Raw genomic sequence first — 13,248 nt, forward strand, 5'->3', positions numbered from 1 at the left:
GCCAGTCAGCCCCATATGCTAGATAGATTGCGTGACATCGTTCAGGCGGTGAATTCTGCCCGGGACCTTCAATCCGCGCTCGACGTTATTGTGTCGAGCGTGCGCGATGCCATGGCCACGCAGGTCTGCTCGGTGTACCTGCTGGATACTGACATCGGCAGTCATGTGCTGATGGCCTCCGAAGGCCTGCGCAAGGAATCAGTTGGTCATGTCAGCTTGCAGCTGGACGAAGGTCTGGTGGGTCTGGTGGCCCGCAATGCGGAACCGGTCAACCTGGAAGACGCGCAATCCCACCCAAATTATCACTACCTGTTGGAAACCGGTGAAGAAGCCTTCAGTTCCTTTCTGGGCGTGCCCATCATTCACCATCGTAAAGTGTTGGGCGTGCTGGTTGTACAGCACCGGGAAAAACGATCATTTGATGCCGGTGAAGAAGCCTTTCTGATTACCCTGTCGGCTCAACTGGCCGGCGTTATCGCCGCCGCCGAAGCCACCGGCGCAATTCAGGGCGTCAGCCCCTCCGGTCAGCGGCGTGCCGACAGCAGTTTTTCGGGTATCTCGGGAGCCTCTGGCGTGGCCATCGGCCATGCCGTGGTGGTATTTCCACATGCCGACCTGAGCATCATTCCCAGTCGCCAGATCAGTGACATCGATGCCGAGCTGAGTGCATTTGCCACCGCATTGTCCTCGGTACGTGACGACATACGCGCGCTCAGTGAAAGCGTCGGTCAGCAGTTGCGACCGGAAGAGCGCGAACTGTTCGATGTCTATCTTCGCATGCTGGATGACGATGCGCTGGGCCGTGAGGTCAATGAACTGATCCGCCAGGGTAATTGGGCGCAGGGCTCACTGGCCGATGTCGCCACCGACCACGTCAAATCCTTTGAACAAATGAAAGACCCGTATCTGCGCGAACGTGCCGCGGACATCAAGGATCTGTGCAGCCGTGTACTGGCCTACCTGCAGGAAACCGAAAGCACCAAGCAACGCGAGTATCCCGAGAACACCATTCTGGTCGGCGAGGAGCTGGCGCCGTCCATGTTGATGGAAGTACCCCGGGAAAAACTGGTAGGCATGATTTCCGTGAAGGGGTCAGGTAACTCTCACGTTGCCATTCTGGCGCGCACCATGGGTATTCCGACCGTGATGGGCGTGATTGATCTGCCCTATCGCAAGCTCGACGGTCGGCCACTGATTGTTGATGGCTACAACGGCACGGTGTTGACCAGTCCATCGGAAGCGACGCTGGCGCGCTACGGCGAAGTGCTGAAGGAAGAAGAACAGTTTGTTCGTGGCCTGGAAGCGCTGATCGACCTGCCGTGTATCACGCCCGACCATCATCGTGTCAGCCTGTGGGTGAATACCGGTCTGATGACCGATGTGGTGCGATCGCTGGATCATGGTGCCGAAGGCATCGGGCTGTTCCGAACCGAAGTGCCCTTCCTGCTCAGCGAGCGATTCCCCAGTGAGCGCGAACAGGCCGACATTTATCGTGAACAGTTGCAGGCGTTCTCGCCCAAGCCAGTGACCATGCGGACCCTGGATATCGGTGGCGACAAATCGCTGCCGTATTTTCCGATTGAAGAAGCCAACCCCTTTCTGGGCTGGCGCGGGATTCGTGTGACACTTGACCACCCGGAGATTTTTATTGCCCAGACACGGGCGATGATCCGTGCCAGTGAAGGGCTTGATAACCTGCAGATCATGTTGCCTATGGTGTCCAACCTGCAGGAAGTCACCAGCGCCATCCAGATTATCAAGCGCGCCCTGCGCGAGCTTCAGGAAGAGGGACTGGACGTCAGCATGCCACCTATCGGTGTCATGATTGAATTGCCGGCGGCAGTATACCTCACCCGTGCCCTGTGCCAGATTGTTGATTTTGTGTCGGTGGGCAGCAATGACCTGACCCAGTACCTGCTGGCGGTCGACCGCAACAATCCCCGGGTGGCAGACCTGTACTCAGCGTTTCATCCGGCGGTGCTGAATGCCTTGCAGCATGTGGTGACAGCTGCACATGCCGAAAACCGGCCGGTCAGTATCTGTGGCGAAATGGCCGGAGATCCGGGCGCGGCCGTCCTGTTGATGGCCATGGGCTTTGATACCCTGTCGATGAACGCCTCTACCCTGCTCAAAGTGAAAGCCGTGATCAGGGCAATGACATTGAGTTCGGCCAAAGCCCTGCTCAACGATGTCATGCAAATGAACGATGCCGAAAGTATTCGCAGCTGTGTCGACCTGGCGCTGTACAATGCCGGCGTTGATCGCCTGCTGCGTTCTTCACGAACCAACTGACCCTGCCTGAGGACACTCGATGCTGACTTACCCTGATATTGATCCCGTAGCGTTCTCTCTGGGACCATTGACGGTGCACTGGTACGGTATCATGTACATCGTCGCGTTTACCGGCGCCTGGTATCTGGCCCGCGTTAGGGCAAGGCGTGCTGCCGCCGGCGGCCCCGGCCATGACAAATTCCGGTTCACGGATGAACAGCTGGCGGACCTGGTATTTTATGGTGCCCTGGGTGCCGTGCTGGGTGGTCGTTTCGGGTCGGTCGTGTTCTACAATTTTGACCGCTTCATTTCTGACCCGTTATGGTTGCTTCGCATCTGGGAGGGCGGCATGTCCTTCCACGGTGGTTTCCTGGGCGTGATGCTGGCGTTTTATATCTATTCGCGGCGTATCAACAAACACTATTTTGATGTGCTGGACTTTATTGCCCCGCTGGCGCCCTTCGGCCTTGGTGTTGGTCGTCTAGGCAACTTTATTGGCGGCGAACTCTGGGGCCGCCCGACCGATGTACCCTGGGGCATGGTGTTCCCGCATGTGGACCAGATGGCGCGTCACGCCTCACAGCTTTACCAGGCAGTGCTGGAAGGCGTGGTGCTGTTCGGCCTGATGTGGTGGTTCTCGTCCAAACCACGTCCCCGCTACGCCGTTTCCGGGCTGTTTGCAGTCGGTTACGGTGTGCAGCGATTCTTTGTTGAGTTCTATCGCGAGCCCGACTCCTGGTTGGGTTTTGTTGCGCTGGACTGGCTGACCATGGGGCAGGTTTTGTCAGTGCCCATGATAGTTGCCGGTGCCATATTGCTGGTTATTGCGTACCGAAATCCAACTAAGGCATGAAACGAGCAGTGTACTAACAGCCTTCATCCAATTCCAGGGAAGCAAAAAGCCCCAAAGCAAGAGGGGTTCTCACCTTGGGACTCGATAGCGGGGGTGTTACAGACTCAGGTCAAGGCGCAGATAGACGCTGCGGCCGTCTGTGTCATACGGTGCGTTGCGTGAATAGATCAGTCCGCGGTTGGCCTGGAACTCAGCCTCGTCGGGATACTGGTCGAACACATTCTCGGCGCCCAGGCGAACAGACAGTTGCTGCGTAGCCTGCCAGGTAGCTGAGACATCGGTGAAGGATTCGGCACCGAACTTCTGGTGAATATCGCCATCGGCGTTAAAAGAAAAGTCAGTCCATGAGCCGTAGTAGCGAACGCGACCCATGAAATCAAAATTCCCCACCAGGTAGTTCGCCGACAGATTCAGCGTTTGCTGCGGCAGGTTCTCTTCAAAACGGATTCGGTTGGTTTCATTGTTTTCGAAAGATCCGCCCACCACCTCTGTCTGGTTGTAGTTAAACGAGGAAGACAGAGCCAATTGCCCGGCCCCTGCTTCCATGGCATAGCCAACGACCAGGTCAACGCCGCTTGAGCGTGTGTCGAAATCATTCTGGAAGAAGTTGACCCGGGTGATACCTTCGCCCCCCGGGACGCCCAGTGCAGACAGTTCGGCGCGCTCGGCGTCAGTCAGCGTGTAACCTGCCGACGTACCAAAACGGTTGTCGACTTCGATGCGATAGACGTCCAGTGAGGAATTGAAGCCGGCATCATTCCGGAAAACGATACCGGCACTGATGTTTGTGGACTCTTCTGCATCCAGCGGTTTGATATCCACCCCTGCCCGGTTGGAAACAATGCGTGCCACGTCACCCGTTGGCGAGAAACGGCCGTTTGTGAAGATATTCAAGGTCACCGTATCCAGGCCCTGCGAGGTACGTTCGCTGAACAGTTGACCTGGCGTCGGAGCCCGGAAGCCATTGGACAGTGTGGCGCGCATGGCCAGATTGTCGTTGATGGCATAACGGCCAGTCAGTTTACCCGTGAAGATGCGATCGTCGTGCTCGGAATAATCTTCATAACGGCCTGCAACGCCGACAGTAAGGGCATCGTTCAACGGCATCTCAAGATCGACGTAGGCAGAAAGACTGGACTGGCTGGACTCGCCTGCCTGCTCGGGGCTGAAACCCGGGAAACCATTTGAGCCTGAAGGCAGTCCGGCGTTGGCGCCTGGCCCGATAGCATAGGACGCTACGTCACCCGTCTGAACCTCATAGGTTTCTTTTCTGCGCTCCAGACCAAATGCCAGGTTGCCGATAGCGATTACATAGTTGAAGTCCAGATTCAGGTTCAACTCGCTCTGCTTTAAGGCGCCGATGTCAAATGTCGTCGGGCTTTGTGGGCCCAGAGACGCATTGATGCTGTTGGCCATGTTGTAATCGATGCGGTTGCTGCCAAGGCCAGCGCTCAGGTCCCAGCTTAGATCAGGATTGATGTCGCCGCGTATACCCACAGTCAGCGAACGGTCCTCATCTTCCTGGCCAAACTGAGGGGAAAAACCGGCCGGATAAAGGGTGCGCAGGTCGAAGCCAGGGAAGACATCAGTGATGTTGAAGGCACTGGTTGAATCCGGGTTACGCCAGTTGAAATCCGACAGACCTTCGCCACTGCCTATGGAGCCGAAGCCATACAATTCCAGATCTGAACTCAGTGAGTAGGCGCTGTTGAACATGAAGCGCAGACTCTCAGTCTCGGGCTGTCCCCAATTCTGTACCGGGTTGGGTACGACCACATTCGGGTTCTCTGCCTGAAACTGGATGGCATCTGGGCGTTGGCGGCTGCGTGAGGTTTTTTCGGCGTCGGCATACTCCATGGTGGCAGTCAGGAAGCCCGCGGTACCAAGAGGAAGGCCCGACTTCAGTCCGAAACGGGTGTTTTCACCATCACCCTCGCTGTACTCGGAATATTGAACAAAACTTCTGAATTCAGTGCTGTTGTCCAGAATGATGTTGATCACGCCGGCAATGGCGTCTGAGCCGTACTGGGCGGACGCGCCATCACGCAATACCTCGACACGCCCGATGGCGAACGTGGGAATCTGCGCCAGATCGGGTGACTGGGCCCCATTGCCACCAAGCAGGGCCGAGCGGTGACGGCGCTTGCCATTGACCAGTACCAGTGTATGGTCAGGAGAAAGCGCGCGCAATGTAGCAGGGCGAACAAACACCTGGCCATCGGCCATGGGCAGGCGTTGCACCTTGTAAGATGGAACCAGTTGCGCCATGACATCGGACAGATCTTCCGACATTGCGCTGTTGATTTCGCTGGACGACACAACATCAATGGGTGCTGTGGATTCAAAGATCGTTCTTTGCGAGCGCCGTGTGCCCGTCACAATGACGCTTTCGATGGCAGGATCACTGACGTCGCGTGATGTGGCAGGCTGTGAGAATGCGACACTGGACTGGGTGAGCAGGATCGCAGCACCCAGGCAGATGGCCGGCACTGCAGGTTTCTGGTTTGACATTATTTTACCCCTGTTCTTTGTTATTCAGATAGAAAGTCGTCGCGAGTATAGGAGCAGGCCGTGACATATTCGTGAAAAATGCTAAGTCAATAAATCTTCATGTTTCTGTCTTATTAGGTGAAATACTACCGTCACACAGATGCGCTAGACTGAATCTCTAATATCCGGAGGCGTTATTGTCATGAAAAAGACATCAGGAACCTTTACGAGACGACAGGTGCTTGGCGGCCTTGCCGTCGGGGCTGGCAGCTTGGTATTGCCAGGTGTACGAGCACAACAGTTCATGGGGGGATCTGAGTCGACCGCGAATTCCGACAGGCTTGCTATGGATGAGGCATTCTGGCGTGATGTGGGCAGCCACTATGAACGCGCTGATGGCATCATCAACCTTGAGCACGGTTATTGGGGAAAGATGGCAAGGCCCGTGCTGGAGCGATATATTGCTGCCACTCAAATGGTAAACAAGCAGTTGTCTGTCTATGCCCGCAAGCATTACGGGCGTGATATGGCGGAGAGTGTAGAGCGCGTTGCCGGCGCACTGAACGTGTCTGCCGACGAAATCGTATTGACCCGCAATGCGACCGAATCCATCCAGAACCTGATTCGTCAGTATCAGGGACTCACGGCCGATGACACAGTACTTTTTGCCGATATTGATTACCCCAGTTTTCAACAGACCATGCAATGGCTTGCTGACACGGAGGGCACAACAGCGGTTGTGGTGAATCTGCCGGGCCGTGCCTCGCAGCAGATGATCTTTGATGCCTACATCAGTGCATTTGATGCCAATCCGAACCTCAAGCTAATTCTGCTGACGCACGTCAGCAATCAGCATGGGCTGGTGGTGCCCGTGGCCCGCATTGCTGCGGAGGCCCGGACACGTGGCATCGACGTCATCTGCGACAATGCGCAATCATGGGGGTTGCTGGACTACACTATGCCAGAGCTTCAGGTCGACTGGGCGGGCTTTAATCTGCACAAGTGGATAGGCGCACCCGTGGGTGTGGGCGCTTTGTATATGCGTCGGGGGACTCTGGAGAAAGTACTGCCGTATCCGGGGGAAACGGATCACGACAATACGCGCATCGGCGCGCGTGTGCACACCGCCACGTCCAATTTTGCTGCCATTCTGGCGGTGCCCGCAGCGCTTGATTTTCACGAGTCAGTGGGCGGAGCCAACAAGGAGGCGCGACTGCGCTACCTGCGCGGCTTGTGGACCACCGAGGCGGACACCCTGCCACATATTGAAGTGCTGGGTGGCGCTGATGAAACGTCGTGGACGGGCATGGCTTCCTTTCGCCTGCGTGGACAATCCAGTCCGGCTGAGGTCAGGGCACTGCAGCAGCGTCTGGAACAGGAGTATGGCATCTTTACCGTTGCCCGTTACGAACTCAGCAGTGGTGCCTGCATCCGTGTGACGCCTCAGGTGTTCACAACGCCGGATGAACTGGCGCAACTGGTGGCTGCGCTGAAGACGTTGCAATAAAGCGGAATAAAGAGTTCACCGTTCTGCAATTGAGTCAGCTTCTGATCGTGGCAGGCACATTGAGCAAATCCGTGTCGGCGTTGACGCATTAGATTGCGACCGGCGCCTTGATGTGGGAAGCAGGGTCGTAGCCAACAATCTCAAAATCTTCAAACCGGTAATCATAAATCGATTCAGGTTTCCGGTTGATTTTCAGTTTCGGCAGTGCTTTTGGTGAGCGTTGCCGTTGTTCCGCGATCTGCTCTTCATGATTAGAGTAGGCATGAAGGTCGCCAATCGAGACAACTATCTCAAAGGGTTCGAGATCGCACTGCTGTGCCAGCATATGTGTCAGTAGCGCTAAAGACGCAATGTTGTATGGCAGCCCCAGGAAGCTGTCGCTGCTCCTGATGTACAGGTGCGCTGACAACCTGTTTTCAGCCACGTAGAACTGGTACAGCAGATGGCATGGAGGCAGGGCCATGCGGCCGTTTCTGGCATTCTCCTGCGGCGAAATCGTTTCGTCAGGCAGGTATTCCACGTTCCAGCCGTGAAATAAAATTCGCCGGCTGTTTGGGTTATTCTTGAGAGTATCAACAACGTAGTCGATCTGGTTTATTGTTGAGCCGTCTTTTGTCGGCCAGGCTGTCCATTGTTTACCGTAGACTGGGCCAAGATCACCGTTCTCGGTCGCCCACTCGTCCCAGATGGAGACGCCATTCTGCTTGAGCCACTGAGTGTTGGTGCTGCCACTCAAAAACCAGATAAGTTCATTTGCAATGCTTTTGAAATGAAGCTTTTTTGTTGTGAGTAGAGGAAAGCCTTTCTGAAGGTTATGCCTGAATTGTCGGCCAAACACGGAGGTGGTACCGGTGCCCGTTCTATCACCTTTTTTTACACCGTTCTCTTGGATGTCTCGTAAGAGCTCCAGATACTCTTTCATAAGGTAGTTCCCTGGCCATTCTGTTCGACTGATTCAGCTGATATTTGCAGCCCTGTCAGTGTACGCTGTTTGCCCCGCCTAGCTCAACGAGTTTGGCACCTGACACGGGCTTCCCAATCAGGCGCTCGACCTGATTAGAACCGACCGGGGAAACAGGGTAGAATCCCCTGTGCTCCAACAGGCGACGCTCGACAATGATCTGCAGCGGTCGCCGCTTAATACGAATAACTGGAACGACTATGAGACTGGCATTAATCTGGGCCATGGCCCGCAACCGTGTGATTGGCCGTAATAACGCCCTGCCCTGGTATCTGCCCGAGGACCTGCGCTACTTCAAGCAGGTGACCATGGGCAAACCCATCATCATGGGGCGAAAAACCTGGGAGTCTATCGGTCGGCCGCTGCCCGGTCGCACCAATATCGTGATCAGCCGGGATCCGGAGTTCAGTGCCGACGGCATCAAGGTGGTGCAATCGCTGGAGGCCGCGATTACGCTGGCTGAGCATGTCACCACCATAGACGGCGGGGATGAGGCAGTGGTGATGGGTGGTGCGCAGATCTACGAAATGGCGCTGCCCATGGCCGACCGACTGTACATGACGCAGGTTCATGCCGATGTCGAGGGTGATGTGCTGTTCCCCGAATTTGAACTGTCGGCATGGCATGAGCTGGGCCGTGAAGACTTTTCAGCGTCCGATCCCAATCCCTACGACTACAGTTTTGTGGTGCTGGAGCGCTAGTATTTAACTCAGGATTTTGCGGAATGCCTTGGAGTTGCGCTGATAGTTATACATCTCCTGCTTCTTGATAGGCAGGTCAGCAATCTCGATGTGTGTGAACCCACGTTCCATAAACCAGTGTGCGGTCTGGGTGGTAAGTACAATGACATTGCTCATGCCCTGCTTGCGTGCTTCTTTCTCCAGCGCGCGCATCAGATGATCACCGCGCCCGGTTTCCTGATAATCCTTGTGAATGGCGATGCAGGCGATTTCGCCGCTGTCTTCATCCAGCGGATAAATGGCTGCACAGGCGATGATGGTGCCTTCCATTTCGATCACTTTGAAGTAATCGATTTCCGCCTCCAGCAGTTCGCGTGAACGATGCACCAGCACGCCCGCTGCTTCCAGCGGGGCGATCAATTCCAGAATGCCGCCAACATCTTCAATGCTGGCCTGCCGCAGCAACTCAAAGTTGTCGCGCGACACCAGCGTGCCGTTGCCGTCACGGGTGAACAGCTCTTCAATGAGGGCGCCGTTGTCGGCAAAATTGATCAGATGACAACGGTGCACGGTTTTACTACTGGCCTTGATTGCCGCCGCCAGTGACTCGCGCACGCCGTTTTTGGCCTGATCATTGGCGTCGTCAATACTCTCATGCAGCGCACCAGCGGCCACCGGGCTCAGTGTGCTGACCAGGTTGTTGTTCGCATCCATGACGCCGCGTTGGGGTCCGAACAGAACCAGTTTATCGGCGTGCATGGCAATCGCGACCTCGGTGGCCACTTCTTCTGCCGACAGGTTAAAGACCTCACCGGTGGGCGAGTAGCCGAGATTGGACAGCAGCACAATATTGTTTTTGTCCAGATGTTGCTGAATCGCCGTGGCATTCACTTTCCTGACCACACCGGTCAATGAAAAATCGACACCGTCGATAATGCCCAGCGGCCTGGCGGTGATGAAATTGCCCCGGCTCACCTTGATATCGGCACCGTGCATCGGCGAGTTGGCCAGGCCCATGGAGAACTGCGCTTCCATATCAATGGACATGCCGCCAACCACGTGTTTGATCGCGTGCAGGCATTCGGCATCGGTGACGCGCAGGCCGTTGTGATAGTGCACGGCGAGTCCGGTCTGATCCAGCGCCTGGCTGATCTGCGGGCGGGCGCCGTGCACCAGCACCAGTTTTACACCCAGGCTGTGCAGCAGCGTGATGTCATGCACTATATTGCTGAAATTATCGTGCGCGATGGCCTCGCCGGTGAGCAATACCACAAACACCTTTTTGCGATGTGCATTGATGTAACTGGATGAGTGCCTGAACCAGTCGATGTATTGCGTCAGATTTTCCATGCCGTTATTTCCTGCCGGGCGGTTCCTTGGGTATCAGTGCCTGATTTGGCGAATCAGCGATTGTAACGCGATTTTACGCCGCCGTGGCGTTGCCTTTGACACAATAGTGAGTGATCAGCTCTTGCAACAGGTCGAGGCAGGGCTGAATGCGGTCGAGTCCCAGGTATTCGTCAGGTTGATGGGCCTGCTCAATGTCGCCGGGTCCCAGCACGATGGTGTCCATGCCGATTTTCTGCAGCCAGGGTGCCTCGGTGCCAAAAGCGACCGTGCCAACGCTGTGCCCGGTCAGTCGTTCTGCCGTTTTAACCAGATCACTTTCCGCCGGGCACAGAAACGCGGGCGCGCCGGGGAACAGGGGTGTTAATTCAAAACCGACCTGCCAGCGCCGGGCCAGCGGCTGCAGGCGTTCATCAATCAGGCTGCGCATGGTCTCAACTTCCATGCCCGGCAGCAGGCGTATATCAAACTCCAGTTCACAATGCCCACAAATGCGGTTGGGGTTATCGCCACCGTGAATACAACCCAGGTTCATGGTGGGCAGCTCGATGGCGAATAACGGATTACGGTACTTTTCCTGTAACTCGGCACGAAATTTCAGCAGTTCGCCAATCACATCATGCATCGCTTCCATAGCGTTGATGCCCAGACTGGGGTCAGAGGAATGGCCACTGCGACCCTGAAGCCGAATGGATTCCATCATCACACCCTTGTGGGCATGGATGGGTTTCATGCCCGTGGGTTCGCCGATAACGGCGTAACGTGCCTTGGGTCGCCCCAGTTCGGCAAGCTTGCGGGCACCAAACATGGAAGTCTCTTCGTCCGACGTGGCCAGCACGATCAAGGGCTGCTGCATGGGGGTGTCAACAAAGGCGCGCACCGCCTCCAGTATCAGGGCAAAAAACCCTTTCATGTCGGTGCTGCCGAGGCCGTAGATGCGATTGTCCCGCTCCGTCATCTGCAGCGGATTGACTGACCACAGGGCTTCATCCATGGGGACGGTATCGGTATGGCCGGCCAGCACAAGACCGCCGGGACCACTCCCCAGCGTTGCGATCAGGTTGGCCTTGCCCTGCTCGCTGCTGGATTCACAGGGCATGATTTCGCATTCAAAACCCAGCGCCGTGAACTGCTCCGCCAGATAATTGATAACCGGCAGGTTGCTCATGTCGATGCTGCTGTTGGTAGAACTGATGCTGGGCAATCGCAGCACTGCATCCATGTGTTGCATCAGCGAGCGTGTGTTGCGCATTGGCCATCCCCAAGGTGTTCTAAACGAATGCTTCCAGTACAGTGTTGAGGAACTGGTAGCCGGTGTCAGTGGTACTGATATGGTTGCCGTCTACGCTCAACAATTGTCGTTGTTGCAACGAGTCTACCTGCTTTCCGATCACGCTGAAAGGCAGGCCGGTGCGTTGCTCAAACTGTTCGTGGGTAAAGCCTTCGCGCAGGCGCAGTGCATTAAGGACAAACTCCAGAGCGAGCTGATCCGTCTCGATGGGGCCGGCATCCGCCAGGTAGGGGTAGCGGTTCAGCAAATTGCCCGGGTTCTGATTCTGTGCCTGCTTCTTTGCTGCTGCAGCTGCCTGCAGGTAGTGGCCGGGTTGTCGGCGCTTGTGCATGCGCAGGATACGTTGACGTGAGCGCTGGGTGATTTTGCCGTGGGCACCGGCGCCAATGCCAAGGTAATCGCCAAAACGCCAGTAATTGACATTGTGGCGGGCCTGTCCGCCCGGGCGGGCAAAGGCCGATACCTCGTAACGCGCAAAGCCATGCTGTGACAGCAATGCCAGACCACTGTCCTGAATCTCGATCAAAGTGTCTTCAGGCGGCAATGGCGGTGGCTGCTTATAGAATACGGTATTGGGTTCAATGGTCAGCTGGTACCAGGAGATATGTTCGGGCTCGGCGGCTATCGCCTGCTGCAGGTCTGACATTGCCGCTTCGGTTGCCTGCGCCTGCAGGCCATACATGATGTCCAGATTGAGTCGCCTGAAGCCGGCGTTATGCGCGTATTCGATGGCGCGCGCGGCATCGTGTTCATCATGGATGCGGCCGAGCTGCTGCAACTGTTGCGGGTCGAAACTCTGAATACCCAGGGACAGGCGGTTGATGCCGGCGTGAGCGTAGTCGGCAAATTTCTCCCGCTCTGCTGTGCCGGGGTTCGCTTCCAGTGTGATTTCAATATCGCTGGCAAAGGCTGCCATTGCGTCCAGGCCCGTCAGCAGTCGCTGGTAGGCGCCTGCTGACAATAGGCTGGGCGTACCGCCACCTATAAAAATGGTGCTGATGTCACGCTTTTGCACGTAAGGCAGATCATGGCGAAAGTCATCCAGCAGCGCGTCGACATATTCATCTTCGGGAAGCGGCCCTTTCTGCTCATGCGAGTTAAAGTCACAGTAGGGGCACTTGCGCACACACCACGGTACATGAATGTACAGGCTCAACGGTGGCAGTTCCAGCTTGGGTGCTGGCGATGGAGGTGTCATGTCACTCACAAGCGTGACGACAACTGTTGCATCAGTGACTTCATGGCAATGGCACGATGACTGATGGCATTCTTCTGTTCTGCACGTAGCTGTGCCGAGCTGCAGTTCATGTCAGACACATAAAACAGCGGGTCGTAACCGAAGCCGCCCTCGCCTGCTGGCGTGACCAGAATCCGGCCATGCCAGATGCCATGCGCAACCAGTGGTGTCGGATCCTGAGCGTGGCGCAGAAAAACGACAACGCAATGAAACTGTGCGTTTCGTTCGCTGTCACTCAAGCCCTCAAGTGACTGCAACAGTTTCTGGTTGTTTGCTGAGTCGCGGGCCGCGCGATCAGCACCGGCTGGCGACTGAGCGAAGCGGGCCGAATAAATGCCCGGTGCGCCGCCCAGGGCATCAACCGCCAGGCCGGAGTCATCTGCCAGCGCCGGCAGGCCGCTGGCTTCACTGGCATGGCGCGCCTTCAGGATGGCATTCTCGATAAATGTCAGACCGGTCTCGTCTGCATCGGCAATGCCCAGACTTTTCTGGGTCACCAACTCGACATCAAGCTTGCTCAGCAACTGTTGCAGTTCGCGGAGCTTGCCTTCGTTGCCCGAGGCCAGGACAATTTTTTTAGTCGTACTATTCATATTTCTCATGCCCACAGA

General features: G+C 56.1%; 10 protein-coding genes. 4 read left to right on the forward strand and 6 right to left on the reverse strand.

Annotated elements, in window-relative coordinates; all coding sequences use genetic code 11:
- Nucleotides 1–15: 15 nt before the first annotated feature.
- Both ptsP and lgt read left to right on the forward strand, forming a co-directional pair.
- Nucleotides 16–2,292, forward strand: a complete 2,277-nt coding sequence (gene ptsP, locus PHACT_RS09880) for a phosphoenolpyruvate--protein phosphotransferase (RefSeq protein WP_070117494.1) — start codon at nucleotides 16–18, stop codon at nucleotides 2,290–2,292.
- A gap of 19 nt (nucleotides 2,293–2,311) precedes the next feature.
- The gene (lgt, locus tag PHACT_RS09885; protein WP_070117500.1) at nucleotides 2,312–3,124 is read left to right on the forward strand and encodes a prolipoprotein diacylglyceryl transferase; all 813 of its coding nucleotides are present in this window, start codon (nucleotides 2,312–2,314) and stop codon (nucleotides 3,122–3,124) included.
- Nucleotides 3,125–3,220: 96 nt separating this feature from the next.
- Here the strand turns inward: lgt and PHACT_RS09890 are convergent, their stop codons facing one another.
- Nucleotides 3,221–5,635 carry a TonB-dependent receptor plug domain-containing protein gene (locus tag PHACT_RS09890; protein ID WP_083264498.1) on the reverse strand — a complete coding sequence of 805 codons (2,415 nt, stop codon included), beginning with the start codon at nucleotides 5,633–5,635 and terminating at the stop codon, nucleotides 3,221–3,223.
- 181 nt (nucleotides 5,636–5,816) lie between these two features.
- On the opposite strand from PHACT_RS09890, the gene PHACT_RS09895 reads away from it, so the two are divergent.
- Nucleotides 5,817–7,121 (forward strand): aminotransferase class V-fold PLP-dependent enzyme, encoded by a 1,305-nt coding sequence (locus PHACT_RS09895; protein ID WP_083264499.1) that lies wholly within the window; start codon nucleotides 5,817–5,819, stop codon nucleotides 7,119–7,121.
- A gap of 88 nt (nucleotides 7,122–7,209) precedes the next feature.
- Here the strand turns inward: PHACT_RS09895 and PHACT_RS09900 are convergent, their stop codons facing one another.
- Nucleotides 7,210–8,043 carry a thymidylate synthase gene (locus PHACT_RS09900; RefSeq protein WP_070117505.1) on the reverse strand — a complete coding sequence of 278 codons (834 nt, stop codon included), beginning with the start codon at nucleotides 8,041–8,043 and terminating at the stop codon, nucleotides 7,210–7,212.
- A gap of 239 nt (nucleotides 8,044–8,282) precedes the next feature.
- On the opposite strand from PHACT_RS09900, the gene PHACT_RS09905 reads away from it, so the two are divergent.
- On the forward strand, nucleotides 8,283–8,783 hold the full coding sequence (locus PHACT_RS09905) for a dihydrofolate reductase (protein ID WP_070117507.1): 501 nt from the start codon (nucleotides 8,283–8,285) through the stop codon (nucleotides 8,781–8,783).
- Between the two features lie 3 nt (nucleotides 8,784–8,786).
- On the opposite strand, the gene argA is transcribed toward PHACT_RS09905, so the two are convergent.
- From argA to rdgB, 4 genes are all read right to left on the reverse strand, one after another.
- Nucleotides 8,787–10,103, reverse strand: coding sequence for an amino-acid N-acetyltransferase (gene argA, locus PHACT_RS09910; protein WP_139141567.1), 1,317 nt, complete (start codon nucleotides 10,101–10,103; stop codon nucleotides 8,787–8,789).
- Nucleotides 10,104–10,185: 82 nt separating this feature from the next.
- Nucleotides 10,186–11,361: an acetylornithine deacetylase gene (argE, locus tag PHACT_RS09915; protein ID WP_070117511.1), complete on the reverse strand. Its 1,176-nt coding sequence runs from the start codon at nucleotides 11,359–11,361 to the stop codon at nucleotides 10,186–10,188.
- 19 nt (nucleotides 11,362–11,380) lie between these two features.
- Entirely contained in the window at nucleotides 11,381–12,598 is a 1,218-nt protein-coding gene (gene hemW / locus PHACT_RS09920; RefSeq protein ID WP_070118289.1) for a radical SAM family heme chaperone HemW, read from the reverse strand.
- Between the two features lie 5 nt (nucleotides 12,599–12,603).
- Nucleotides 12,604–13,230 carry an RdgB/HAM1 family non-canonical purine NTP pyrophosphatase gene (rdgB, locus tag PHACT_RS09925; protein WP_070117516.1) on the reverse strand — a complete coding sequence of 209 codons (627 nt, stop codon included), beginning with the start codon at nucleotides 13,228–13,230 and terminating at the stop codon, nucleotides 12,604–12,606.
- Nucleotides 13,231–13,248 lie beyond the last annotated feature (18 nt).

The sequence above is a fragment of the Pseudohongiella acticola genome (assembly GCF_001758195.1).
Classification (GTDB): Bacteria; Pseudomonadota; Gammaproteobacteria; order Pseudomonadales; family Pseudohongiellaceae; genus Pseudohongiella; species Pseudohongiella acticola.

Bases quoted from the DNA above. Each gene is read 5' to 3' on its own strand.
- ptsP (WP_070117494.1), top strand. From the start codon at position 16: ATGCTAGATAGATTGCGTGACATCGTTCAGGCGGTGAATTCTGCCCGG.
- lgt (WP_070117500.1), top strand. From the start codon at position 2,312: ATGCTGACTTACCCTGATATTGATCCCGTAGCGTTCTCTCTGGGACCA.
- PHACT_RS09890 (WP_083264498.1), bottom strand. From the start codon at position 5,635: ATGTCAAACCAGAAACCTGCAGTGCCGGCCATCTGCCTGGGTGCTGCG.
- PHACT_RS09895 (WP_083264499.1), top strand. From the start codon at position 5,817: ATGAAAAAGACATCAGGAACCTTTACGAGACGACAGGTGCTTGGCGGC.
- PHACT_RS09900 (WP_070117505.1), bottom strand. From the start codon at position 8,043: ATGAAAGAGTATCTGGAGCTCTTACGAGACATCCAAGAGAACGGTGTA.
- PHACT_RS09905 (WP_070117507.1), top strand. From the start codon at position 8,283: ATGAGACTGGCATTAATCTGGGCCATGGCCCGCAACCGTGTGATTGGC.
- argE (WP_070117511.1), bottom strand. From the start codon at position 11,361: ATGCGCAACACACGCTCGCTGATGCAACACATGGATGCAGTGCTGCGA.
- hemW (WP_070118289.1), bottom strand. From the start codon at position 12,598: ATGACACCTCCATCGCCAGCACCCAAGCTGGAACTGCCACCGTTGAGC.
- rdgB (WP_070117516.1), bottom strand. From the start codon at position 13,230: ATGAATAGTACGACTAAAAAAATTGTCCTGGCCTCGGGCAACGAAGGC.